Genomic DNA, 24,457 nt, shown 5'->3' with positions numbered 1-24,457 from the left:
CCTAATATAGTCTCTTGTAGGTTGGATGAAGCGATAGCGAAACCCAACAAATTTATCTAAAGATTGGGTTTGAAATAACAAAATGCCCCCTAATGTAGTCTCTTGTAGGTTGGGTGAAGCGATAGCGAAACCCAACAAATTTATCTAAAGATTGGCTGCGAAATAACACAATGAACCAGGATGATCTTAAAACAGTTGAAAACACATTTCTTGCAGAAAGTCAAGACCTTTTACAAGGAATGGAAGAAGACTTATTAAAAATGGAAGAAAGCGACTCCGTAGAGGAACGCTTAGAGGCTGTGAAAAGACTGTTCCGGTCGGCTCATTCGATTAAAGGGGGGGCGGCGATGTTTGGCTTTGACTGCCTTTCAGAGGGAGCGCACTTGTTAGAGGATAGCTTTGCCCTATTGCGAGATAAAACTAATCTAGCCGATTTGTCTTTAGACCTCTTCACCCAACTTTTACAGGGCATTGATCAACTTAAAATTCTACTCCAACAGGCCAGCCAACATCAACCCCCCGATTCCCAAACCCTAACCCTTTTTGAGCAGATTAAACAACACCTAGAACAGGAATTTTGCGAAGAAGAACAGGAATCTTGGTTAGGGGAAAGCCCCCTCAATAATGACTTAGTTCAGACCATTTTTGCTCAAGAAATTGTCCCCATTTTGAGCCGCTTTGAAACCGAAGTTTCCCAAGCTACCGAAGAGGATTTAGAAAAAACTCTCTGCGCCTTAAACCAAATTTACTACAACTTATCAGGCATGGCGGGGGTTTTGCAAATTGACAAATTTAGTGAACTCTTAATCCCCCTCGAAGCCTTATTAGAACAGTCCGATTTAAGTTTAGATGAATTTCAACAACGGGGCTGGAGAATTGTCCAGGAACTGGAAAAAGCCAGACAAGCCATCTTACAGGAACAAGCGCGGGTAACTGTCCGGGAACTGGTGGAGCAAAAGCCCCATAAATCCCGGGCTGAAATGACTGTAAAACGCCCAACTCCCGAACCGATTCAACCCCTAGAAACGACCCCCATTATTTTAGAAGAATCTGCCCCTTCTACCCCTTGGCAACGCCCCACTATTCGGGTAGATTTAGAACACTTAACCGAGTTAGTCAATTTAGTGGGAGAATTGGTGATTAATCGCACCCAATTAGAAGCCCAAGAAACCCAACTGAAAGCCGAAGCGAAACGGATTCGTCGCAGTATTTTTGAGTTAAATCAGTTTGGCAGTGAACTGCGGGAGGAGTATGATCGTTTGAGTGTTACTCCGGGGGGAGAAATGGGGGAAAATCGCCCGAAAAACGCCCCGATTCATGGCCTCGATCCCTTGGAAATGGACGAATACAGCGAGTTCCATAGTACCGCTCAGTCAGTCATTGAAACCACAGGTGCGATCGCCCAATCCGCCGGAAAAATCGACGAACTCGCCAGCCAACTAGACCACAGCACCGATCAACTACGACGCATTACCGAACAATTACGCGCTAAAGTGATTCAACTGCGCGTTGTCCCCTTTAGTCGCTGTGTAGACCACCTCTCCCGCGCCCTACGAGAACTTAGCCGCCTCCACCACAAAGACGTAAATCTGCTGTTATTAGGGCGAGACACCAAAATTGATGAAAGTCTCGTCGATGCCCTGCGGATGCCCCTGTTACACCTCTTACGCAACGCCTTTGATCATGGGATCGAACCCCCCCCAGAACGGACAAAATTAGGTAAACCCCCCACCGGACAGATTGAAATTGCCGCCTATCATCAAGGGGGGCAAACCATTATTACCATTCAGGATGACGGCCGGGGAATTGATCCCGAAAAAATCCGGCAAACCGCTATAAACAAGGGATTCATCACCCCTGAACAAGCGCCATCCCTCCCCCTCACGGATCTTTATGACCTCCTCTTCTGGCCCGGATTCAGCACCACCGACACCACCACCTCCCTATCCGGGCGAGGAGTCGGTTTAGATATCGTGCGGAGTAGTCTCCGTCAAGTGCGCGGCAGCGTCAAACTGGACTCGCGACAGGGTAAAGGCACCACCTTCATCCTGAAATTGCCCCTTATCCTCTCCATTACCAACGCCCTCCTTGTGCGGGTGGAACACAACACCCTCGCCATTCCCCTCGATGCGGTGGAAGAATTGCTCTATATTGACGGCGAGGATTTACAAATGGCCGGCACCCAGTCGATGTTAGGGTGGCGTTCTGAATTTATCCGTCTCACGCGCTTACAGGACTTAATCCACTACGCCTTACCCCTGAGTGATGAACCTTCCCCAGATCCCCTCACCCAAGATAAAATCCCCGTGGTGGTGTTAGCCTGTGATGAGGGGATTTTAGCCATTGCCGTAGAACGAATTATCGGACAACAGGAAATTGTCGTCAAACCCCTCCCCGCCCCCTTACCGAAACCCCACGGCCTCCTCGGCACGACTATTTTAGGGGATGGTTCCGTGATTCTGATTTTGGATATTGATGAACTGATTGCCGATTTTAACCCCCACAATCCGGCCGAAATTGCCATTCAGGAAGTCTCTACCCTCGACACCCCCCGCATCACCCCCAGCGCCCCTCATATCCTCGTGGTGGATGATTCCTATACCATCCGCCAACTCCTCGCCCTGACCTTAAAGCGGGCGCGCTATCAGGTAGAGTTAGCGAAAGACGGCCAAGAGGCTTGGGAAAAACTACAAGGGGGGGTTGCCTGTGATTTAATGATTGCAGATATTGAAATGCCCCGTTTAGATGGTTTTGAATTACTCGAACAGCTTAAAACTCACCCCCAATTCCGACGGATTCCCGTGGCTATGTTGACCTCTCGCAGTGGCATCAAACATCGACAACGGGCGACCGAATTGGGGGCGGTTCACTACTTCACGAAGCCCTATAATGAGGCGCAATTATTAGCCACCTTGAGCGAAATTCTCAGCCATGACGGACTTTAAGCGGCGCTTCCAAGCCAAAAAGCAACAAACCCCTATCCCGACCCAGAAAGTGCTGGTTTTCGGCTGGGGTTTTGAACAATATGCGATCGCCATTGAACAAGTCTTGCGCATCGTCACCGACTTTACCCCCCACGGACAACTGAACAACGGCCATAGTTTAGTCAAGTATCAAAACGATGTGATCACCCTCCTCAATCTTCAGACCCTTTTTCCCCAAGTTCCCCCCCCGACAGCTACGCCTTACCTCCTGATTTGTCAAAGGTCCCACCGTCAAACTACCCCGGATTATATCGGCATCCCCCTAACTGAAATGCCCAAAGTTTTAGACATCCCCCGGCCTCAATTTGCCCCCCTTCCTCCCTCCTATGACACCCAACAAGAACTAAAGGCCATTGAACAAGTGATTTATCCTGAACAAGGGGGCATTATTTTTTATCTCAATCCGGCCTATTTAGGGCTTGCTGAATAACTTTGCTCCGGGTGGGGAACAGGAAGGGGGAGTCGGAAAAAGGCAAGCCTTTTTAATGATTTATCCCTAAAACCTTGTAGTTTCTCGCTCCTAAGCTGCTTGTCATTTAAACGACATTGCTAGAAACCATGAAAACCGCTTTCTGTCAAAGTCTTGGTCATGGAAAACATCCCTTTTAAATGCTGAACAACTTAGGGAGAAGACGCCCCCCGAATTCGGATGAACCAGCTACCTCAAATCGTTACCGTGGCCCGTCATTTTAACACAAATATTGCGGAATTCCCCTTCCTCGTTTACAGGGAGGGGATGGATAGCCCGACCATCAGAAAGCAAACTTTTTGTACAATAAAGATGGTCGCTGACCCGCCCGAATGACTAAGAGGCTGCCCCCTTGGTAAAATGTACTCGGCAGAGATCGGGGAAAAAACACAGCCACTGGTTCGTAGTTATTTCGTTACTCCTTTACCAAACCACTTTGGGGGGTTTTTTAATGTAAACACCTCCGTTGCGTCTGTAATAGCACGTCGAATATAAGAAGGAGTTTGCATCAATCCTAACAGCGTAATTCCATCAATTAAACGAAAACCTCCCTTAGTTTTTTCCGCTAATAAACGATCCACTTCTTCCGGTTCAGGACGAGTATTAATCGGTTGATTGGACGCTAAAGCAAACCCCCAAGGCGCCCCATAGGTTGGCACCGGAGAACAATAAGACACCACACTACTAAAAATAGTCTTAACGGTGTTGACTAAATTAGCATGAAAGCCTAATTCACCCACCGAAACCGCACCCGCTTGGATGACAAAATAACCGTTCGGAGCTAAGACATTTTTAATCTTCTCGAAATACTCCTGAGTAAATAAAGCAAAAGACGGCCCATCTTCAATGGCATCCGATAGGTCAGAAACCACCACATCCCACTGTTCCGAACAATTCTCTAAATAGGCCACCGCATCGCCAATAATTAACTCTAAACGGGGGTCAGAAAAAGAATTTTGATGAAGGTCTACCAAGTGTTCCTTACAGGCATTAACTACATCCCCATCAATATCCACCATAACCACTCGTTCAATGGTATTCCAGCGCAGAATTTCCCGCACGGCTGCACCATCTCCTCCCCCCAAAACTAAAGCTTTTTTCGGGGAACCATGACAGATGAAAGCGGGGTGAATTAAGGGTTCATGATAGAGAAACTCATCCCCGGTGCAGGTTTGCCATTTGCCATCTAAAACTAAAGCCTTACCATAGACTCCCGTTTCCACAATGAACATTTCTTGATACTGGGTTTTTTTGTAGGCAAAAACCTGAGTAATCCCATGTTCATAGACATCCCAAGGGGTGATATATTCCTTAATCCAAGCATCCGCTTTTAGTTCACTGCCTGCCATAATTTACCCTCCTGATGGAATTTTGCACAGTCTTCTATTATACCCCGAAAAAGCCGGATTTTTAACAAAAATGTTGCGGAATTCCCCTTACTCGCGCCTCGGCAGGGTGGGGTGGTTCACTCGAGTCGAATTAACTGACCTTGGGGGGAATCGGTTAAGACATAGAGAGAACCATCGGGACTTTCCCGCACATCCCGCACTCGCTGACCAATGGGAATCGCTCGTTGATCCACCACCTCACCGGAATCATTGAGTTGGATATGATGCACCGCTTCAGACACCAATCCTCCGGCAAACAAATCCCCTTGATGTACCGCTAATCCCGAAGGTGCGATCGCCGGAGTCCAAACAATTTCCGGGTCAACCATATCCGGATGGGATTGCAGGTCAGAAATCCGCCCCCCCGTATATTCCCGACTATGGGTGACTAACGGCCAGCCATAATTCTCACCCTCTGCCATAGGGTTTAACTCATCTCCCCCCCGAGATCCATGTTCCGTAGACCACACCTGACCCCTTTGAGCATCAATCGCCAATCCCTGAATATTGCGATGGCCATAACTCCAAACGGCTGGGTCACTGTCGGAATCCTCCACCCAAGGATTATCACTCGGAATCGAACCATCATCATTAATCCGGACAATAGTTCCCAGATGACTCCCTCGATTTTGCGCCTGTAGGCGAATGAGTTCCCCATCAAGTTGTAAGGGAGGATTACCCCCATCTCCAATGCTGACTAGCAGCGTCTCATCGGGCAGCCAAAGCATACGGGAGCCAAAATGCTGGCCTCCTGACTTTAAGGGTGAAGCTTGAAAAATCACCTCTACATTTTCTAAAGTATTCCCCCTCAATTCCCCTCGCGCCACTCGAACCCCATTCGCCTCCTGCGTTCCGTGGGAATAGGTAAAATAAATTAGGGAATTTTCCGCAAAGCGAGGATGAACCACAATATCCAATAATCCCCCCTGACGGAAGGGGAACATCTCCGGCAGTCCCGCCACTGGAGTCGGGTCAAGAACCCCATCCCGCACTATCCGCAAGCGTCCTGGGCGCTCAGTAATCAGCATTGTCCCATCGGGTAGCCAAGCCAATCCCCAAGGATGCTCTAAATTTTCAACAACGGTTGTTCTTTGCCAGTCCCGATTGAGGGAGATAGGGGAGGACTCAGAATCCGTGGCGAGGGTATTTTCTGGCGCTCCCCCATTGGTAGCGTTGCCGAGGTTCTCCGGTGGGGTAGCACAGGCCATTAAGAAAAAGACCCCCAGTAAGCTACTAACCATAAGCGGTTGAATCATCTTGAGTCTCATTGGGTCTATTGCTCCACATCACATCATCACAACTAAAGTTCACGCTAACGAGAAAATGGCTCAACGGCAAGTTGAGTCAAAAAAAGGGAATATTGATGAGCTACTTGACTAAATCTTTTGACCCCATAATAAAAATATGTGTCGTCAATTTCACAAGCAAAAGCTTTTCGATTGAGCATATTAGCCGCTAAAGATGCGCTGAAAAGTCCACCAAAGGGTTCCCAGACAACATCCTGTTCCTCACTTGACATACTCTCCGTATTTTCTTCTGATTTTACAAACAGGATGAACACCAAGATTTTATCCGGTTTGGGGGCAAATCCCCTTAATGGGTGCTGGCGCGAGTTTTTTGGGGTTGGAGTTGCCAAGTCCGGGATTCTGGGGGGATGCGTTGATTGAGGAGGGCAATCATGGCTAGTCCTGTAATGCCACCGATGGTTAACCAGGTTACGCCTAAGCCAATAATCTCACTAAAAAAGACTTGAGTGAGCGATCGCAATCCCCCCCCAACTAACCATCCTACCGCCAAGGCCAATCCCCAGCCCAGAGAATTCAAAATAATCCATTGGATTGTTCCCAAGTGAAAAACTTGCTAATAAGTCCTCCTCCTCTGGTAAAACGTCACAATCAAAGTAGAAGAAAAACCTTCCTCAACCCCATTCTCTATTATCCATTTTCCATTATCAAAGTGAATCCTAAGTTAGTTGAATCTCTAGCAGAAGCCATCAACGCCCTAGCCCCCGATGATTATGCTCTGTTTCAGTCCACTTTAATCACCAAAACCATTCAAAAAGCTGAAGGAATTTGTGGCGGTCATGCTCGAATTCGCAATACTCGTATTGCAGTCTGGACATTAATTTCACTGACACAGCAAGGGATGGATGAAGACGCATTACTCCATAATTTTCCCGGCTTAACCCCGTTTGACCTCTTAGCGGCACGGGCTTATTATCGAGCCAACACCGGAGAAATTGATGCGCTCATTGTCTCTCATCATAGTGAGGACGATTGGGATGTTTAGGTTTTATGGCAACGAGAATTTAGCGTTCCAAGTGGTCAATGGGTTACGACAGTTAGGTTATGATATCCTGACATCTTATGAAGCAGGTAATGCCAATCAAGGAATTCCTGATGAGCAGGTTTTAGGGACAGCAACAGAGGCGGATCGTTGTGTGGTGACATTTAACCGAGATGATTTTCTGAAATTGCATCGAAGTGGGGTAGTTCATGGGGGCATAATTATTTGTAAGGACGATCCAGATCAGCAAGGTTTAGTCAATGTGTTACAGGATTACTTGATAACCCAACAAACCCTGAAAAACCGTTTGCTTCGAGTTCTGAAAAAAAATCAATCTGGCAAGGCTCAACCTGTTTTTATTGTTCGCGAATATTTCCGGTAAACTCATGTATTTTCTTCTGATTTTACAAACAGGATGAACACCAAGATTTTATCCGGTTTGGGGGGGAAATCTCCTTAATGGGTGCTGGCGCGAGTTTTTTGGGGTTGGAGTTGCCAAGTCCGGGATTCTGGGGGGATGCGTTGATTGAGGAGGGCAATCATGGCTAGTCCTGTAATGCCACCGATGGTTAACCAGGTTACGCCTAAGCCAATAATCTCACTAAAAAAGACTTGAGTGAGCGATCGCAATCCTCCCCCCACTAACCATCCTACCGCCAAGGCCAATCCCCAGCCCAGAGAATTCAAAATAATCCACCACTGCGCCAACGGGATAAACTGCCGTAAAAAAATCCATTGCACGGTTCCCAAGATTAACCCCGTTGTCACCCCGTAGGCCACCCCATAGAGCAAACGAAAACCGATAAAATTCGTATGGGGGATACTCCAACCAATCGCCCCCAATCCTCCCCCCGTAATCACAAACCAGCCCAAAGCCGTCATAATCAGCCATCCCCGCGCTTGGGGAAGTTCTTTCCGCAGGATGAAAAACTGGGCAATGCCCACAAACAGCCCCCCCAAAGCCCCAGAAAATAGGGATATATCAGAGGTTTCCCCCACCTCCACCACCAACAGACTCACCCCATAACCGAGGAGTGTTGCCATCATCCAATCAACCAAAAAATCCCACCCTAAAGGGATGTGGTGGAAACGTTGTCTCACAGGATATCCCATTCTTTCTCGTTAGCACATCACAGCCTACAATCTATAGAATAGCCCGGTAGATCGAATTTAGTCCCCATTCCGCAATGAAGATTGAGCAAATTGAGTTTTTTGTACAAAATGCCCAAGAATGGCGGCATTGGTTTGAACAAAAAATGGGCTTTCAATGGCAGTCCACGGTAGAAGATACCCAGACCATCTCTCATTGTCTCAGGAGTGGGGAAATTCACATCAAACTTTCCTCGGCTTCTCACCCTCAAAGCCCAGTTTTTGACTATCTCCAACGTCATCCCCCCGGGGTCGTTAATTTAGTTTTTCATGTAGAAAACCTAGATCCCATTCTTGAGCGATTAGCCCAACACAATTGGATGTATTGTGTTCTGCAGGGCTATCACAAACGGGGAATTACTATTGAGGTCATTGACGGCTTAACCCAGACTTTAATTGAAGAGGATAGCCATCGGTTATCTCCAGGAAACAATAACACAGTAACAGGCATTAATGCCATTGATCATATTGTTCTCAATGTCCCCCAAGGAAAACTTGAATCTGTGGTAAAATGGTATAGCGATGTATTTGATTTAATTCCTCAACAACAGTTTAAAATTCAAACGGAACAATCGGGGTTATATTCGCAGGTTTTAGTCCATCCCCAAACCGGATTTCAATTAGCCATTAATGAACCGACCTCTCGGAACTCACAAATTCAGGAATTTTTAGACTATAACGGCAAGGCGGGCATTCAACATATTGCTTTAAAGGTAGAAAACATTATCAAGGCCACAAAATATTTAAGTTTATCTGGGGTACGTTTTTTACAGACCCCTAACCAATACTATCAGGATTTAAAAGGGCGAACTCCCCCTTTGCCTCTTTCTCCTTTCCAATGGCAAGACCTTGAACAATGGCAGATTTTAGTAGAACATCAACCCTCTTGCCTGCCCAATCAAGGGGATGCTTTACTTTTGCAAATTTTCACAGAACCTATTTTCAGAGAACCGACGTTCTTTTTTGAGTTAATCGAACGGCGAAATCAGGCGCAAGGGTTTGGAGAAGGAAATTTTAAAGCCCTCTTTAAAGCGATAGAACGGCAACAAATACAACGCCAAAAAAATGAGCTACAGTAAACAGTGTACTGTGGACTGATCACTAATGATGAATCAACTAGGACAACGGGTTTTTGCCCCCCTTTTGCTGTGGGGGGTGCTAACAGGGGGGAATTCGGCTCAGGCTTTACCTCCTCCGGAGGATATTCCCGAAGAAGTGTTACGCACAGAAATTATTCTAGAAGGGCGCTCTCGCTTAGACGGAGAACCCCTAACGGCGGCGGAATATGCGGAATTGGAAGCCTATTTAAGGGAAGGGGTTTCTGTGGTCAAGCTAGATCCTAAAATTCGAGAGTTGATTTTCCTGTTACGCTTACGAAAAGCGATTAACACGCTAATCCCGTTTGTCAATTTCTAGCGGTCTAGTCAAAGGGCGATGTTACAACCAATTTGGGGTTTACTCACCATTTTTATTCTCTGTCCTCTGTTGGGAGGACTGCCAGTGATTGGTTGGTTAACCAAACGGTTAACCCGTCAGGATTTAGAGAAGATGGGGACGGGGAATGTGTCAGTTTCGGCGGCCTTTTATCATGGTGGGGTGGGGATGGGCTTGTTGGCGGTGTTGTCGGAGGCGCTGAAGGGAATCATGGCGGTTTTGTTGGCGCGCTATTTTTTCCCCCAGCAACCCGCTTTAGAGTTGGTGGCCTTATTCGCCCTAGTCATGGGACGCTATTGGGTGGGGAAGGGGGCCGGGACTACGAATGTGGGCTGGGGGATGATTGTTCACAGTTGGCAAGCGTCCCTGTTTATTCTGTTGTTGGGTGTGGTGAGTTTTACGATTTTTCGCGATCGCCAATCCGGACGATTTGCCTTTCTCTTCCTGTTGCCCCTCGTCCTCGGTCTATTATACCCTCAAGACGGTTCGCGCATTTTAGCCGCGATCGCCCTAGCCCTCCTCCTCGCCTGGATTTACTATAAAATCCCAGATGACCTAGACCTACCCCAGCAAAAAGCCGCCCAGGAGTCTCAAACTATGTTTCGTTTCTTTCGGGGAGATCATGCCATCCTCACCCTCCAAGACCCCCTAGACCCCCGCAAAGTGGGGAAAAAGGCCGCCACCCTCGCCCAATTAAAACGCTGGGGCTATACGGTGCCAGAAGGCTGGGTCATTCCGGCGGGAGACGACCCACAACCCCTAATTTTATCCCTCGACCCCTCCCCCACCAACCCCCTCATTGTCCGGTCTTCAGCCCTAGGAGAAGATACCGAAATCGCATCGGCGGCGGGTCAATATCTCTCCATTGGCAATATTACCAACAGTCAAGAGTTAGAAGAAGCCATTCTGCAATGCCAAAGTTCCTATAATCGACCCCATGCCGTACAGTATAGACGCGATTCTCGTTCCGAGACGCTACGCGATCGCCTGACGGAAGAAGGATCCCTCGCCGTGATTGTCCAGAAACAGATTTCCGGCGTTTTTTCCGGAGTCGCCTTCAGTCGGGATCCCGTCCGTCGTTATGACCCCGCCGTCGTGATTGAAGCCCTGCCCGGGGATGCCGAGGCCGTAGTGTCTGGTCGTCGCACCCCCGAACGCTACCGTCTCCACCTGCCAGAAACACCCTCCAGTAGCCCAGAAACCCTCCTAGAAGCTGCGATAGAGGGAACAGGTAATATACCCCCCGCCTTACTGCGAGAAGTCGCCGCCCGGGTGCGAGAACTGGAAGATCGGTTTTTTGGCATCCCCCAAGATATGGAATGGAGTTATGACGGTCAACAACTCTGGATTCTCCAAAGTCGCCCCATCACCAACTTACAACCCATCTGGACCCGGAAAATTGCCGCCGAAGTGATTCCGGGGGCGATTCGACCCCTCACTTGGTCGATTAATCGCCCCCTGACCTGTGGGGTCTGGGGAGATATTTTCCAAGTGGTCTTAGGAGAACGCGCTCAAGACATTGATTTCAGCGAAACCGCCACCCTACATTACTCCCGCGCCTACTTTAACGCCAGTCTGTTAGGTCAAATTTTCCGCCGCATGGGACTCCCGGCCGAAAGTCTAGAATTTCTCACCCGAGGGGCGAAATTTTCTCGCCCTCCCCTCACCGCCACCCTACGCAATCTCCCCGGTCTGTGGGCACTCTGGGGACGAGAACAGCAGTTAGAAAAAGATTTTGAGGTGGATCTCAAAAAGCGTTTTCTCCCCACCTTAAATCAGCTACAATACCCCGATCACGCCCTTTCTGACGAGGAGTTACTGGCGCGAGTGGACTTAATCCTCTCCACCCTCAAACGGGCGACCTACTACAGTATTCTCGCCCCCCTGAGTGTTGCCCTGCGCCGCGCCCTGTTTCGAGTCAAGGTGCGACAGTTGGATAATAGTCAAGCCCCGGAAATTGCCTCCGCCCGGGCTTTAGCGCAACTCGCCCTCAAAACCCGTAACCTACTGCCCATGAGTCAACTGCACTTTGACAGTTGTCCCTCCCTCTTTGCTTATCTCGCCGAAATGCCCGACGGAGAAAATGTTCTCGCCCAGTTTCAACAGTGGTTAGAGCGTTATGGTTATTTAAGCGAAGTGATCACCGATATTGCTTGTCCCCGTTGGCGAGAAGAACCCCGCCCCATGCGAGAATTATTCACGCAATGTCTGCTCAATGACCAGCGCCGCGCCCAAGTGGAACAGATTCAACCCATCAAAAATCCCGGAATGCGCGCCCGTTTAGTCCAACAACGGGTTAATTTACAGAACCAAGTGGCTCAAATTTATGCCAAACTGCTCGCCCATTTACGCTGGACTATTGTAGCCCTAGAACAGCGTTGGTTAAATCAGAGCCAATTGAGAGAGGGGGGAGATATTTTCTTTTTAGAGTTAGAAGAAATTCGCACCCTGATTGAAGAGGAAAACGCTCCCCTGCATGAGCAGCTAGGGACTTTAATTGAACAAAGGCGATCGCACTGGCAACAAGATCAAGCCCTCAGTGCCGTTCCCTATATTGTCTACGGCAAACCCCAAAAACTAGACCCCCTACCCCTTATTTCCCCCCTCACCCCCCAGCAAATCCTGCAAGGCATTGCCGCCAGTCCCGGTCAAATTGAAGGATCTGTCAAAATCCTACGCAGTTTACCCCAGAATCTATCCTTAGCCGAAAAAACCATTCTGGTGGTTCCCTATACCGATGCCGGATGGTCCCCCCTGCTAGCGCAAGTGTCCGGCCTGATCTCGGAAGTCGGGGGCATTCTCTCCCACGGGGCCATTGTCGCCCGGGAATATGGCATTCCAGCCGTGATGGATATTCCCCACGCGACAGAACAGTTACAAGATGGACAATGGGTGCGTTTAGATGGGGAAACTGGACAGGTCGAGATTTTAGGGAATCCCGAGGACTGATGAAAGTTAATTAATGATGAAAGTTAATTAAAGTCTGTCGAAAAGAACTCCCCATCCTATAGAGGAATAAGGAATTCTTTTCGACATACGCTTAAAACTCCCCAGGTAGGATTCGAACCTACGACCAATCGGTTAACAGCCGACCGCTCTACCACTGAGCTACTGAGGATTGATACCACTGAACTTGCTCGTTTATTCAGCAACAGTATTTGATTATAGATTAACCTTCAGGAGTTTTGCAAGGCCTTGAGCAAAATTTTTTTTTGCGGTTCAGCCAACTGTAAACTCTGGTCACAAATTGCCCCCGACCGCCCGAAATACAAGTTATCGTATAACAGTGTACTTCTCTGGGATTGAGAACCCATGCTAACGCATCATCGCCGCCCAGTTTGCCTCTCTCTCATTTCTACCGACCTCCCCCTATGGTCGATGTTAGAAACCGCCGCAACCTTATATCAAAAAGATCAAGAGCGTTTTCACATCATCCTCAAACAACCTCCCTTTCCCTCCTCCGCCCCCTCAGAAACCCTACCCTCAAGCCCCTTTGCTCCTGACCCAGTAAAAAAAGAGGGGTTATTATGGCTAGAATTATCCCCCTACCGAGTCATCATGACCATGCAGGGCAATGGTCAACTCGGCTATCGTCATTTTTGGGAACAGGGGGTTTATGGCACGAGCCGTTACTGGTTATATGGGGATAGTATCGGCAGCACCAGCGCCTTACGCTTGCGGAACTATACCCGCAGTTTGCACCTAGTCGGTTATCCCTTACCCCATACCCTGCGCATTGAGTATGAGTTATGGGCAGAACACCTACAGATGGGTCATTATATCTTGAGTTTAGAGATTCATCATTAGTTAACACTATTGAGCAAACTCAAGTTTTCACAACTCCCCCCATGAGTAACCCAGAACAACGTGCCGATTACGATTCCCCTTGGAAAGAAGCCATTTCCCTCTACTTTCCTGACTTTTTAAAATTCTTTTTTCCCGAGGTTTATCAAGGCATTGACTGGAGCAAAGACTACACATTTCTCGACAAAGAATTCCAGCAAATCATCCGGCAAACCGAAACCGGGCGGAGGGATGCGGATAAACTGGTTAAAGTTTGGCTCAAAAACGGTCGAGAACTGTGGATTCTGATTCATATTGAAGTACAGAGTCAAGTCCAGATTTCCTTTCCCGAACGCATCTACATTTACAATAGCCGGATTTACGACGTACATCGTTGTCCGGTGTTAAGTTTAGCCGTTTTAGCCGATGAGCAAGAAAGCTGGCGACCGGATAACTACAGCTACGGGTTTTTAGGGGGTAGACTTACCTTAGAATTCCCCATAGCCAAGCTCCTAGACTATAGTACAGAAACCTTAGAAGCCAGTTCTAATCCCTTTGCCGTGATAGTGCTAGCGCACCGAGAGACTCAAGCCAGTGCGAAAGACCCCAATCGTCGGTATCGGGAGAAATTAAGAATAGCCAAAAGTTTATATCAACGAGGTTATGAGCGAGCAGATATACTAGAGTTATTCCGACTGATTGACTGGATGATGAGCTTACCGGAACAGTTTCAGTCAGGATTTCAAAGAGAAATAGTTCGTTTTGAAGAGGAAAGTAAAATGCCCTATATCACCAGTATTGAGCGTTTCGCCCGTGAAGAGGGATTACAACAGGGAATTGAACAAGGATTACAACAAGGAGTTCTCCAAAAGGGTCGAGAAGCCATTCTAGAGGTGTTAGAAGTCCGTTTTAGCTCAGTTTCTGAAACCCTTGTAGAGTTACTCAATCAAGTTCAGGAGAAAGCAATACTGTCCTCTCTCCTTCGACAATCCATTACAGTAGAATCTCTCGACACCTTCGAGGGAATGGTTAGAGAACAGTTTTCTGCCTGATTCTCCTGTGAGCGGACAACTTCGAGGAATGAGAGGGGATGCTGTAGATTAACCTTGTACTGGATGATGAGCTTACCGGAACAGTTTCAGTCAGGATTTCAAAGAGAAATAGTTCGTTTTGAAGAGGAAAGTAAAATGCCCTATATCACCAGTATTGAGCGTTTCGCCCGTGAAGAGGGATTACAACAGGGATTACAACAGGGAGTTCTCCAAAAGGGTCGAGAAGACATTCTAGAGGTGTTAGAAGTCCGTTTTAGCTCGGTTCCTGAAACCCTTGTAGAGTTACTCAATCAAGTTCAGGAGAAAGCAATACTGTCCTCTCTCCTTCGACAATCCATTACAGTAGAATCTCTCGACACCTTCGAGGGGATTGTGATTAGCCAGTTATCTTTCTGAATCACTATCCCCAAAAACCTTGTGGATTTTCCGAGAGAAGACGGACGGGTTAAGCAACGGTTTGACTCAACTTGCCCTTGATCTATTTTGCCGTTAGTCTAAACTCCAATATAGGAAGCACCTCCTCTTTTTTTATAGATTCAGATCCAAGCACCAAAACTCATGGGAAGCGAACAAATTATCCTCTTATCCAGTCGGGAAATTGACAAAATGCGTGTTGCGGGACGTTTGGCCGCCCAACTACTCAAACACTTAGGCCAGATGGTTAAACCGGGAGTTAGTACAGAAGAATTAAACAATGAAGCCGAACGCTGGACTCAAGCTCACGGAGCCATCAGCGCTCCCCTCGGTTATCATGGCTTTCCTAAGTCGATTTGTACCAGTGTGAATGATGTGATCTGTCACGGCATCCCCAGTCCCACACATATTCTACAAGAGGGCGACATCATCAATATTGACGTGACCCCGATTGTCGATGGCTACTATGGGGACACCTCGAAAACCTTTTTTGTCGGTACCCCTTCCCCAGTGGCGCAGAAATTGGTCGAAGTGACTGAGGAGTGCCTTTATCGGGGGATTGCGGCGGTTAAACCGGGGGGGAAAATTGGTGATATTGGGGCGGCTATTCAGGAATACGCCGAGGCTCATAATTTTTCGGTAGTGCGGGATTTTGTCGGTCATGGTATTAGTCGCGTCTTCCACACGGCCCCCCAAATCCCCCACTACGGCACTAAAGGCAAGGGGAAACGCTTACGGCCGGGGATGGTTTTCACGATTGAACCTATGATTAACGAAGGCACTTATGAGGCTGAGGTGCAGGCGGATGGCTGGACGGCACTCACTAAAGACCGGAAACTATCGGCCCAATTTGAACATACCATCGCCGTTACTCAGGATGGCGTAGAAATCCTTACCCGCTTGGATTAACAGGACAGCCAAAAAAGTGACACACTCCCTGCTCAACTTTACGATTCTTTACCCATAATGAAACAATAGTTCAAATCTCGCTGTCACTATCACATATCTCGAAAAAGAGAAAGGAACTTAGACTTTCTTCACAGTAGGAGTGGCTATGGTACTATCGGGATGGTTCAGCAGGACTAAATCATGACTAAGCCCTAGTGGTAGAGGAGTCGATAGGAGTGCAAGAAAGGATGTCAGAAGGACACCAAGAGGTTAAAGTACAGCGCCCCGCTTTACAACCCATCCGCATTGGTGTGATTGGTGTTGGTAATATGGGACAGCATCACACTCGCGTTCTGAGCTTGATGAAGGACGTGGAGTTGGTGGGAGTGTCTGATATTAATGTGGAACGGGGACTCGATACCGCCAGTAAACACCGCGTTCGCTTTTTTGAGGACTATCATGACCTCTTACCCTATGTGGATGCTGTCTGTATTGCTGTACCAACACGCCTCCATCATCAGGTGGGGATGAATTGCTTGGAAGCGGGCGTTCATGTCCTGATAGAAAAACCCATTGCGGCGAGTATTGCTGAGGCGGAATCTTTGGTCAATGCGGCGGCAGAGGCTAATTGTATTTTACAGGTGGGTCATATTGAGCGGTTTAATCCGGCGTTCCAAGAACTGAGTAAGGTTCTGAAAACGGAGGAGTTGTTGGCGATTGAAGCGCACCGCATGAGTCCCTATTCTGACCGGGCTAATGATGTTTCTGTGGTGCTGGATTTGATGATTCACGATATTGATCTGTTGTTGGAGTTGGCGGATTCTCCGGTGATTCGGGCGACGGCAAGCGGGAATCGCACGGCGGATTCTGGTTATTTGGATTATGTGACGGCGACGTTGAATTTTGCTAATGGGATGGTGGCGACTTTAACGGCGAGTAAGGTGACGCACCGCAAAATCCGCCGCATTGCTGCCCATTGTAAAAATTCTCTGACTGAGGCGGATTTTCTCAATCATGAGATTTTGATCCATCGCCAAACAACGGCGAATTGTATGACGGATTATGGTCAGGTGTTGTATCGTCAGGACGGGTTAATTGAAAAGGTTTATACGAGTAATATTGAACCGCTTCATGCGGAGTTAGAGCATTTTGTTCACTGTGTACGGGGGGGAGATCAGCCCTCGGTGGGCGGGGAACAGGCGCTGAAGGCGTTGCGTTTGGCGAGTTCTATTGAGCAAATGGCGTTGGATGGTCAAGCGTGGGAAAGCGGAGAGATCCGCCGTCCTCATGCTCCTCTGTCTATGGCTAGGGTCCTTTAAGGGCGGCGAGGAGGGGTGGGATCAGGGTTTGACTCACCTCTTGATTGCCTTGGGGACTGAGATGAATGTGATCCCGATACAAGGCCTCGGGTTGGGGGTGTTGGGCAAAGAGCGGGAGAAAGTCTATATAGGTCAGAGGATGGGCTTCGGTGAAGGACTGGAGCCTGTTTCTGGCTTTTATTTCGTAGTCTTTGGGGCCGGTGGGGTCGAGTTCCCGTAATAGGGGGGTGAGGGCAATAATCAGGTGGGCGTTTTGGGCTTGGGCGATCGCACTAATCCCCTCTAAAGCCGCCAAATTAAAGCCTACTCGGTCCCCCGGCTCGTTTTGATGGGCTTCCCATTCTGGTACAGGTCGCGCTGGGACCAGATAACGACTGTAAACTTCGGTGAGGGCAGAGAAGGGTTTGCGGTCGGGATAATTGCGATCGCGCCCCACCAACAGAGGACTCGGCGCCACCCCAAACAGGTCATCGGTATTAATCACAACCACCACCACCTGCGCCCCAAACAGACCAAACCGTTGAATATAGGCCAACTCATTACGCGGCCCCCAAGAATTAGCCGAGGCATTCAACACCTGCACCGGGAGTCCCCCTAATTTGTCCTCTAACACTCGTTCCAAACAGCGCGAAATAATCTGTTCTTGATCCGTCCACCATCCCCCATTAGCCACCGAATCCCCCAACAATAAGACCCGTTTTCCCCCCACTAGGCCATCCCCATCAATCCCTTGGCCACGCATAGAAAACTGATTAATCTCTACCCGGTTTCCCATCCGTCTCACGCGTTGATTAGGCGCTAATAGATAGCCAATGTCCTCATCCGGGAGATAAACCAAGGGGTCGCCAAACCCAAACAGTAACCGTAACGCCGCTTCCAGCAGGCCAAGAAAGACACCGCCCCCCAGCAAAACAATGAGCCAAATCTCCATAATATGCCATCCAAACTTTTTGCTAAAGTAGCAAATGAATAGCCATCTTGTCTGCTTGTACAATAAACAAGGTTAAACACCAAGAGGATAGATCCACTATGTCTGACCTGAATCGTGGCATCATGAAATTCAAGAACGCCGATAAACCCATTGTGGTGGTTACTTCAGCCGTTCTTGTCTTAGGTAGTATAGTATTTCTCATTTTCTGGGCATTACAAAGTGCTTATACCTTGTAATGCTGGTTGGATGTCGCTTCGTCACGGAGTAGGTCTAAGGTTAGAGGAAAGATAGAATCAACTACCTGCATTCTAGCCCCCGTTCCTGGCGAAGCCCCATCCTTGCCCAACTCAATTTTCCTATTCCCCTTATTTCCCTGTCAGCCATTTTGCTACCCGTCTCATCGTTCATCCTAGCCACGACTGAAGCGCGTCCCCTTTTAGGATCAATCTGGCTGGATCTGGCCGTGATTGTTTTAATGTTGACCCTCTCAGCCTGCTTTTCTGGCTCAGAAACGGCCATCACCGCCCTAGATGACCTCAAACTCCGAGGACTGATTAAAGAACAAGGCGATCCTACAGGTTTATTCCGGTTAGTCTTGCAACGGCGATCGCGCTTTATCACCACGTTATTAGTCGGGAACAACTTGGTGAATATTTTCTCCACCGTCCTCACCAGTAACCTCTTCGCCCTCTGGTTAGGCAGTGCCGGATTAGGGCTAGCCACCGCCCTGTTAACCATCCTCGTCCTCATTTTCGGTGAAATTACCCCTAAATCCATGGCTATCCTCTACGTCATGCCCGTTTTCATGGTCGTCGTGCGCCCAATTTATTGGCTTTCCCGTCTTCTCTCCAGTTTGGGGATTATTTACATTCTCGAAACCATCACCCAAAAAATGATCCGTATCTTCCAAGGCAAAACCGGGAAAAACCCCCAATCTGGGGAATCCCTCACGGATTTACAACTCATGATTGAAGTGTTGGGGGGTAAAGGAAAATTAGACTATTACAAGCATGACTTACTCAATAAAGCCTTAATGTTGGATCAACTCGATGCTAGAGATGTGGTCAAACCGCGCATCGAAATGCGCACCATTTCCCAAGAAGCCAGCTTAGAGGATTTAATCAACCTTTGTTTAGAAACGGGGTATTCTCGGATTCCCGTACAGGGGGAGTCTAAAGATCAAATTGTGGGCATTATTCACCTCAAACGCGCCCTACAACGCCTGCATAGTGCCTCCCCGGACAGTACGCCCCCCCTCGTCACCGAAGCGATGGATCCCCCCGTCTATGTGCCGGAAACCAAACAGGTGGCCAATCTTCTGCGGGATATGTTACAGCAACGCCTTCACCTTGCCATTGTGGTAGATGAGTACGGCGGTACTGTGGGTATTGTCACCCTCGAAGATATTTTAGAGGAATTAGTTGGGGAAATTTACGACGAAAGCGACTATCCTCGGGCTTTTCGCCATCAACGCTCCCCAGCGTAAGCAAAATAATTCGCGCTTGAGCAAAATTTTATTGTTTTTTGGAAAAAGCTGTGCTAGGATTGATAATCGTGGAATTGAAAAGCAGCAATCGTGGGATTGCGAAGCAGCCCGGCAAATAACGGGTTGTGAGGGTTAAAATCCCGGTTCAAGACCACGGCTTAGAGGTCAAAATAAATGGGTCGATGCCCGAGTGGTTAATGGGGGTGGACTGTAAATCCACTGGCTACGCCTACGCTGGTTCGAATCCAGCTCGGCCCATCTTAAATGATCTAAAAGGCTTTTATCTAAACTACTCTAGTCGTAATGATAGAGCATGAATTTAATGCCTGTGTAGCTCAGTGGTAGAGCACACCCTTGGTAAGGGTGAGGTCACGAGTTCAATCCTCGTCACAGGCTTTAAGGCTAAAACCTTAATATGCTTAAGCTTTAGCTTTTCACTCAAAACGAATAAGCTATTGTTTCACTCAGCTTTCACTAAATCAATCAAGGGAACCAGGAACGCCGGATCTGGAGCCAGATCCTCCGAAACTGGCGGGAGTAAATATTTCTGACTCTCGGACTGATTCAGCAAGCCTTACCTAGCCCCAGAGAAAATCATTTTCTCCCCTAGCCCATATAATGGAGGCTGGACAGAAACAGAACAGAGCATGGGCGCAATTCAAGCATTACGAGGAACAAGAGATATTCTTCCCCCGGAGGTGGTGTACTGGCAGCAAGTGGAACAGGTAGCGCGGGGGGTATTTGCGCGGGCGAGTTATGAGGAAATTCGACCGCCGATTTTTGAACAAACCGAATTATTCGCCCGAGGAATTGGCGAAGCTACGGATGTAGTGGGCAAAGAGATGTATAGTTTTGTGGATCGAGGCGATCGCAGCATCACCCTAAGACCCGAGGGAACGGCTGGTGTGGTGCGGTCTTTCATTGAACACAACTTAGGCAGTCAGGGCAATGTACAGCGTCTCTGGTACACCGGCCCCATGTTTCGCTACGAACGCCCCCAAGCGGGACGACAACGGCAATTTCATCAAGTGGGGGCCGAGTTATTAGGCAGTGGCTCCCCTGTGGCTGATGTGGAAGTGATTGCCCTGGCTACGGATATTTTACGGGAATTGGGACTGCGATCGCTCACTCTGGATTTAAACTCAGTGGGGAATAAAAGCGATCGCACCCGTTACCGACAAGCCCTCATTGACTATTTAACCCCCTATCAGAACGAATTAGACCCCGACTCCCAAGATCGCTTAACTCGTAATCCCCTGCGCATTCTAGACAGCAAAGACCAACGCACCCAAGCCATCACCCAAGACGCACCCAGTCTATTAGACTACCTCGAACCTGACTCCCAGCGTCACTTTGAGCAAGTGCAGCAAATGCTCACCGATTTAGACATTGCCTATCAAATCAACCCCCGCCTCGTGCGCGGATTGGATTATTATACCCACACCGCCTTTGAAATCCAGTCCCAAGACCTCGGCGCTCAAGCCACCGTTTGTGGGGGGGGACGTTATGACGGTTTAGTGGCAGAATTAGGAGGGAAAGACACCCCGGCTGTCGGTTGGGCGATAGGCATGGAACGGTTAATCTTACTGTTACAAGACTTACAAACCCAAAGCCCACCCTGTCCTAACTTCTATCTAGTGTCCAGAGGCGATCGCGCCCAAGCTCAAGCCCTCGTTCTCGCTCAGAAGTTGCGTTATTTCGGCTTCACCGTAGAATTAGACTTAAGTGGGGCCGCCTTTGGCAAGCAATTCAAGCGCGCCGACCGCAGTGGAGCCCCCGCCTGTTTAATCATCGGGGAAGCCGAAGCCGAACAACAACAAGTCAATTTAAAATGGCTCGCCCGTCAAGAACAAGAAACCCTCACCCAAAATGAGTTATTTTCCCAACTTGACCAAATCAAAGCCAAAATCGGGTAAGACCAGCAATTAAACCCCTTATTCAGCCAGATCATGGAATCCTGTGAATTTCTACTGCAAAAGAAAGGCACTCGTTCCTGGCTTCCCATCAAACACCGGAAGCTAAAACTAGAGGCAGGCATCTATCGCATCGTTGCCCAGTCTTGTCGTGCCAACACAGAAGTAGAAATTCGCCTGCTTCATCAAACCTTCGACACCCCCCCCAAACGGCGTTCCCATCAACGAGACTGTCGCACCACCCGCGACGGCCTCATGGTCGTCGTCCCCTACACCTACTTTAAATCCGGTTATTGGGAAATCCGCGCCCGCAGCGAACAAGACGGCGCAGAACCTTGGCAAGCCGTCATTCAAATGCAGGTCTTGCCCCCCAAAATGCCCGAAGCCCCCACCCCCGAAAGCGAGCAACCCACCCTAGAAACCACCCTCAGCGCCCCCCAGCAGGCGCAACCCGCCCCCTTACCCCCCGAAAACGTCGTTTCTAGCCCCCTGCCCCCCCGCCGACCGCCTCAGCCCGTCAAAGCCCAACCAGCAGCCCCCAAACCTCAACCCGAAACCCCACGAGAAACCGCCCTAGATGATCCCCCCCTCATCCCCCCACCCCCTCGGCCTCGGGAACTCGCCCGCTTTGCCCCCGTCGCCCCACCCCCGGAAGTCGAGAACGCCCCCCCGAAGAAAACCCTAGACTCCCCGCCCCCCCCAGAGCCAGAACCCTTAACCGCCCATTCCCTGCTGGAACAGTCTATTTTCAGCCTAGAACAGATTCTGGAGCAAGTCGCCGAACCCCCTCCCCCGGAAGCCGAAAGCGCCCCCGAGGTAGAAATTAGCCCAGAATACCCCTCCGAAGAGCCAGAAGTTGCCCCCCCGGAACCCCCGCCCAATCTGGATCTAACCATTACCCTGTTGCAAGATACCTTTATCCGCCGCAACCGGGAACCCATTCTCATTTCCGGTCATGTCAACTTCAACAACCCCAACAACCCCAGCCCCCTAGATCAAGGGTTTGGGGGGCGCTTGCGCTACGAACTGCGAGATCCCCAAGGGGGCGAACTGTTGTTAGATGTAGAACAACCCCTCAGTGATGCCACAATTCCCTTAGTCTTTAACTACTTGTTGGATATTCCCTCCTCCTACAACACCCGCCTGATTTTGGGGCAAGTGATCCTAGAAGTCGAGCCTCAAGACGGCGAAAATCCCCCCGAGAGAGGGCAACTGCTCCCCCTAGCCAGTCAAACCTTTTCCATTACGGCCGGCCTCAACGAGTTAATGACCGCCGTCCAAACCATTCCCTCCGCCCCCGGTATGGCCGGAGCCCTCTTAGATGAAGAAGAGCGCAATCTAGAGATTAAGCTCGATTTCCTCAACCTAACCGCCAAACCCCCGGAACCTACCCCCCTCGAACCCAAAAGCGGCCCCGCCCTGCCCCCCCTCCTGCGGACTGCTGGCAAACCTCAAAAACCCAAACCGAAATCCCTCCAACTGCCGAATTTCAGCAGTCCCCCCCCGAAGTCTCTTTTTGGGCAATCTTCTAATTTCTTATCCTTACCCGCTTCCCCTGAACAACGTTCAGAGGTTGAGGACGAGGAGGAGCGAGATGATGATCTCCTAGAAAGCCTTTCTCTTCCCCCCTCCCTCAAGCGCCCTAAAGCGGCCCCCTCTCCAGAGGAGGGGGAATCCCTGACTCCCCTCATTACCCCACCCCCTGACCTTGAGGACTCAGAGAAACCGATAGACGAGGAACAAGCCCAAGGGGAAGAGACGGATCTGACCTTGGATATCTCCTCAGAATATGTCACCGATGCCCCGGAAAATCTCCTAGAAGAGGTGTCTGAGGAGAAAAAGGTCGTTGACCAAGCCTTCCAATCCTTGCGCCTGAAAGACCGCTTTTGGCAGCACGTTAGCTCCTTGGCGGAAGAGGAGGACGTGGACGAAGAGTTAGCCACTTGGCTCCAAACGCAACCCCCAACGCTGGAAAATCCCACGCTTCCCCTTTCTACCGAGGAAGAAGCGGCCGACTTAGACACCACTACCCAACGATTGGCCCAAAAAGCCGAAGTGACGGAAGAGGTGGCGGCGGAAATTCGCCAACGGGAAGCGGAAAATTTGGTGTTAGATGATGTCACCTTCTTTGAGAAAATGAACTCGGAGGCGGAACTGTTACAACATTTGGCCGCAGAAACCCAAGGGCAGCACTTCCCCACCCCAGAGGATCAAGTGTCTCCTTTGTTGGCACAACCGGAAGTTGAGACGGCATGGTTACAACAAGAAATTGTGGTGGATGAGGAAGAAGAGGACAGTTTCTCCCCCAGTTTGCCTAGTGTGAAGCATGACACCTCCGGTTTACCTTACCCGGCGGAGTTGCAGTCGGTGCAATGGCGACAACAACAGGGGTTGATTTCTCAAGCGGAGTCTGGGGCTTTAGCGGGGGCAGATTTGCCGGAGTTGGAGCGTTCTGAGGAAGAAGATAATCCGGTTGTGCCGATGGCTCACCCCTTGCTACAAGTGAACCAGCCCTTTGGGGACACCAGTTTACGGGAAGTGGTGCCTACTCCTCGCTTGGAAATTCCGCCGGGGGAACTGACGGCCGGGGAGTTGGTGTTAGTGCGGGTGAAACTTCCGGCTCGTGTGGGTTCAGTCTATGTCAAATTGTGGGTACAGGATTTAGAAACTCGGCAATTGCTCGATGGGCCTCGGGCGTTTGTGGATTTTGAGCGCAATGGGGCGGGGGAATTGGAGACGATGACGCAGTTAATTATTCCTTTGGGGAGTTTAGCCATTCGTTTTGAAGCCATTGCCATTGATGTGGCGACGCAACGGGAGAGTCATAAGGCGATCGCCGATCGAGCCGTCATTCCCCCGGATTTCCACCGCAACGAGATTGTGACCTCCTCCCGACGCTAATCGCAAGCGATACAGTGTGGGCTTTCCCCTATTATTATCTAGGGCTTGCTGAATAAGCAA

The 24,457-nt window shown here is 49.3% G+C and carries 20 protein-coding genes, 3 tRNA genes and 1 pseudogene; 17 read left to right on the top strand and 7 right to left on the bottom strand.

Going from position 1 to position 24,457, the window contains the following annotated elements; translation table 11 throughout:
- Positions 1-170 precede the first annotated feature (170 nt).
- Both SPI9445_RS0120005 and SPI9445_RS0120000 read left to right on the top strand, forming a co-directional pair.
- Positions 171-2,945 carry a hybrid sensor histidine kinase/response regulator gene (locus SPI9445_RS0120005; protein ID WP_017306561.1) on the top strand — a complete coding sequence of 925 codons (2,775 nt, stop codon included), beginning with the start codon at positions 171-173 and terminating at the stop codon, positions 2,943-2,945.
- Positions 2,932-3,414 carry a chemotaxis protein CheW gene (locus SPI9445_RS0120000; protein WP_017306560.1) on the top strand — a complete coding sequence of 161 codons (483 nt, stop codon included), beginning with the start codon at positions 2,932-2,934 and terminating at the stop codon, positions 3,412-3,414. Before SPI9445_RS0120005 ends, SPI9445_RS0120000 begins: the two co-directional genes overlap by 14 nt.
- A gap of 446 nt (positions 3,415-3,860) precedes the next feature.
- On the opposite strand, the gene SPI9445_RS0119990 is transcribed toward SPI9445_RS0120000, so the two are convergent.
- From SPI9445_RS0119990 to SPI9445_RS26300, 4 genes and pseudogenes are all read right to left on the bottom strand, one after another.
- Complete coding sequence (locus SPI9445_RS0119990) at positions 3,861-4,802, bottom strand: spermine/spermidine synthase domain-containing protein (RefSeq protein ID WP_017306558.1); 942 nt, start codon at positions 4,800-4,802, stop codon at positions 3,861-3,863.
- Between the two features lie 116 nt (positions 4,803-4,918).
- Positions 4,919-6,097, bottom strand: a complete 1,179-nt coding sequence (locus tag SPI9445_RS0119985) for a PQQ-dependent sugar dehydrogenase (protein ID WP_026079956.1) — start codon at positions 6,095-6,097, stop codon at positions 4,919-4,921.
- Between the two features lie 56 nt (positions 6,098-6,153).
- Positions 6,154-6,357, bottom strand: a pseudogene (locus tag SPI9445_RS32220) (DNA methylase N-4/N-6 domain protein); the annotation flags it as partial.
- 77 nt (positions 6,358-6,434) lie between these two features.
- Positions 6,435-6,689, bottom strand: a complete 255-nt coding sequence (locus tag SPI9445_RS26300) for a hypothetical protein (protein WP_017306555.1) — start codon at positions 6,687-6,689, stop codon at positions 6,435-6,437.
- A gap of 108 nt (positions 6,690-6,797) precedes the next feature.
- Between SPI9445_RS26300 and SPI9445_RS0119970 the strand changes: the two genes are divergently transcribed.
- Together SPI9445_RS0119970 and SPI9445_RS0119965 are read left to right on the top strand one after the other, a co-directional pair.
- On the top strand, positions 6,798-7,130 hold the full coding sequence (locus SPI9445_RS0119970) for a DUF433 domain-containing protein (protein WP_026079955.1): 333 nt from the start codon (positions 6,798-6,800) through the stop codon (positions 7,128-7,130).
- Positions 7,123-7,509, top strand: coding sequence for a DUF5615 family PIN-like protein (locus SPI9445_RS0119965; RefSeq protein ID WP_017306553.1), 387 nt, complete (start codon positions 7,123-7,125; stop codon positions 7,507-7,509). The genes SPI9445_RS0119970 and SPI9445_RS0119965 overlap by 8 nt, the downstream gene beginning before the upstream one ends.
- Positions 7,510-7,583: 74 nt before the next feature.
- On the opposite strand, the gene SPI9445_RS26295 is transcribed toward SPI9445_RS0119965, so the two are convergent.
- A complete protein-coding gene (locus tag SPI9445_RS26295; RefSeq protein ID WP_017306552.1) occupies positions 7,584-8,240 on the bottom strand; it encodes a hypothetical protein in 657 nt (218 codons plus the stop codon).
- 74 nt (positions 8,241-8,314) lie between these two features.
- Between SPI9445_RS26295 and hppD the strand changes: the two genes are divergently transcribed.
- The 3 genes from hppD to SPI9445_RS0119945 are packed head-to-tail and all read left to right on the top strand — an operon-like array spanning position 8,315 to position 12,659.
- On the top strand, positions 8,315-9,355 hold the full coding sequence (gene hppD, locus SPI9445_RS0119955; protein WP_017306551.1) for a 4-hydroxyphenylpyruvate dioxygenase: 1,041 nt from the start codon (positions 8,315-8,317) through the stop codon (positions 9,353-9,355).
- A gap of 25 nt (positions 9,356-9,380) precedes the next feature.
- Positions 9,381-9,692: a hypothetical protein gene (locus SPI9445_RS0119950; protein WP_017306550.1), complete on the top strand. Its 312-nt coding sequence runs from the start codon at positions 9,381-9,383 to the stop codon at positions 9,690-9,692.
- 18 nt (positions 9,693-9,710) lie between these two features.
- Entirely contained in the window at positions 9,711-12,659 is a 2,949-nt protein-coding gene (locus SPI9445_RS0119945; RefSeq protein WP_017306549.1) for a glycerol-3-phosphate acyltransferase, read from the top strand.
- A gap of 97 nt (positions 12,660-12,756) precedes the next feature.
- Here the strand turns inward: SPI9445_RS0119945 and SPI9445_RS0119940 are convergent.
- Positions 12,757-12,828, bottom strand: a tRNA-Asn gene (locus SPI9445_RS0119940).
- 194 nt (positions 12,829-13,022) lie between these two features.
- Between SPI9445_RS0119940 and SPI9445_RS0119930 the strand changes: the two genes are divergently transcribed.
- The 5 genes from SPI9445_RS0119930 to SPI9445_RS0119910 all read left to right on the top strand — a co-directional run bounded on the left by SPI9445_RS0119930 (position 13,023) and on the right by SPI9445_RS0119910 (position 17,166).
- Positions 13,023-13,517 carry a hypothetical protein gene (locus tag SPI9445_RS0119930; protein WP_017306547.1) on the top strand — a complete coding sequence of 165 codons (495 nt, stop codon included), beginning with the start codon at positions 13,023-13,025 and terminating at the stop codon, positions 13,515-13,517.
- A gap of 41 nt (positions 13,518-13,558) precedes the next feature.
- A complete protein-coding gene (locus SPI9445_RS31485) occupies positions 13,559-14,545 on the top strand; it encodes an RpnC/YadD family protein (RefSeq protein ID WP_017306546.1) in 987 nt (328 codons plus the stop codon).
- Positions 14,546-14,608: 63 nt separating this feature from the next.
- Positions 14,609-14,941 carry a hypothetical protein gene (locus SPI9445_RS0119920; RefSeq protein WP_237747990.1) on the top strand — a complete coding sequence of 111 codons (333 nt, stop codon included), beginning with the start codon at positions 14,609-14,611 and terminating at the stop codon, positions 14,939-14,941.
- 162 nt (positions 14,942-15,103) lie between these two features.
- Positions 15,104-15,868, top strand: a complete 765-nt coding sequence (gene map / locus SPI9445_RS0119915) for a type I methionyl aminopeptidase (protein WP_017306544.1) — start codon at positions 15,104-15,106, stop codon at positions 15,866-15,868.
- Between the two features lie 227 nt (positions 15,869-16,095).
- Positions 16,096-17,166, top strand: a complete 1,071-nt coding sequence (locus SPI9445_RS0119910; RefSeq protein WP_017306543.1) for a Gfo/Idh/MocA family protein — start codon at positions 16,096-16,098, stop codon at positions 17,164-17,166.
- Here the strand turns inward: SPI9445_RS0119910 and SPI9445_RS0119905 are convergent.
- Positions 17,153-18,097: an SGNH/GDSL hydrolase family protein gene (locus SPI9445_RS0119905; protein WP_017306542.1), complete on the bottom strand. Its 945-nt coding sequence runs from the start codon at positions 18,095-18,097 to the stop codon at positions 17,153-17,155. The two genes, SPI9445_RS0119910 and SPI9445_RS0119905, sit on opposite strands and share 14 nt — an antisense overlap.
- Positions 18,098-18,572: 475 nt before the next feature.
- Between SPI9445_RS0119905 and SPI9445_RS0119895 the strand changes: the two genes are divergently transcribed.
- The 5 genes from SPI9445_RS0119895 (at position 18,573) to SPI9445_RS0119875 (ending at position 24,397) form a co-directional block, all read left to right on the top strand.
- Positions 18,573-19,583: a hemolysin family protein gene (locus SPI9445_RS0119895; protein ID WP_017306540.1), complete on the top strand. Its 1,011-nt coding sequence runs from the start codon at positions 18,573-18,575 to the stop codon at positions 19,581-19,583.
- A 176-nt stretch (positions 19,584-19,759) separates the two neighbouring features.
- A tRNA-Tyr gene (locus SPI9445_RS0119890) sits at positions 19,760-19,841 on the top strand.
- A gap of 66 nt (positions 19,842-19,907) precedes the next feature.
- A tRNA-Thr gene (locus tag SPI9445_RS0119885) sits at positions 19,908-19,979 on the top strand.
- 251 nt (positions 19,980-20,230) lie between these two features.
- The gene (gene hisS / locus SPI9445_RS0119880; RefSeq protein WP_017306539.1) at positions 20,231-21,499 is read left to right on the top strand and encodes a histidine--tRNA ligase; all 1,269 of its coding nucleotides are present in this window, start codon (positions 20,231-20,233) and stop codon (positions 21,497-21,499) included.
- A gap of 33 nt (positions 21,500-21,532) precedes the next feature.
- Entirely contained in the window at positions 21,533-24,397 is a 2,865-nt protein-coding gene (locus SPI9445_RS0119875) for a hypothetical protein (protein ID WP_017306538.1), read from the top strand.
- Positions 24,398-24,457: the final 60 nt, after the last annotated feature.

Source organism: Spirulina subsalsa PCC 9445 (assembly GCF_000314005.1).
Taxonomy (GTDB): domain Bacteria; phylum Cyanobacteriota; class Cyanobacteriia; order Cyanobacteriales; family Spirulinaceae; genus Spirulina_A; species Spirulina_A subsalsa.
This window is presented reverse-complemented; position numbering and strand designations above follow the sequence as displayed.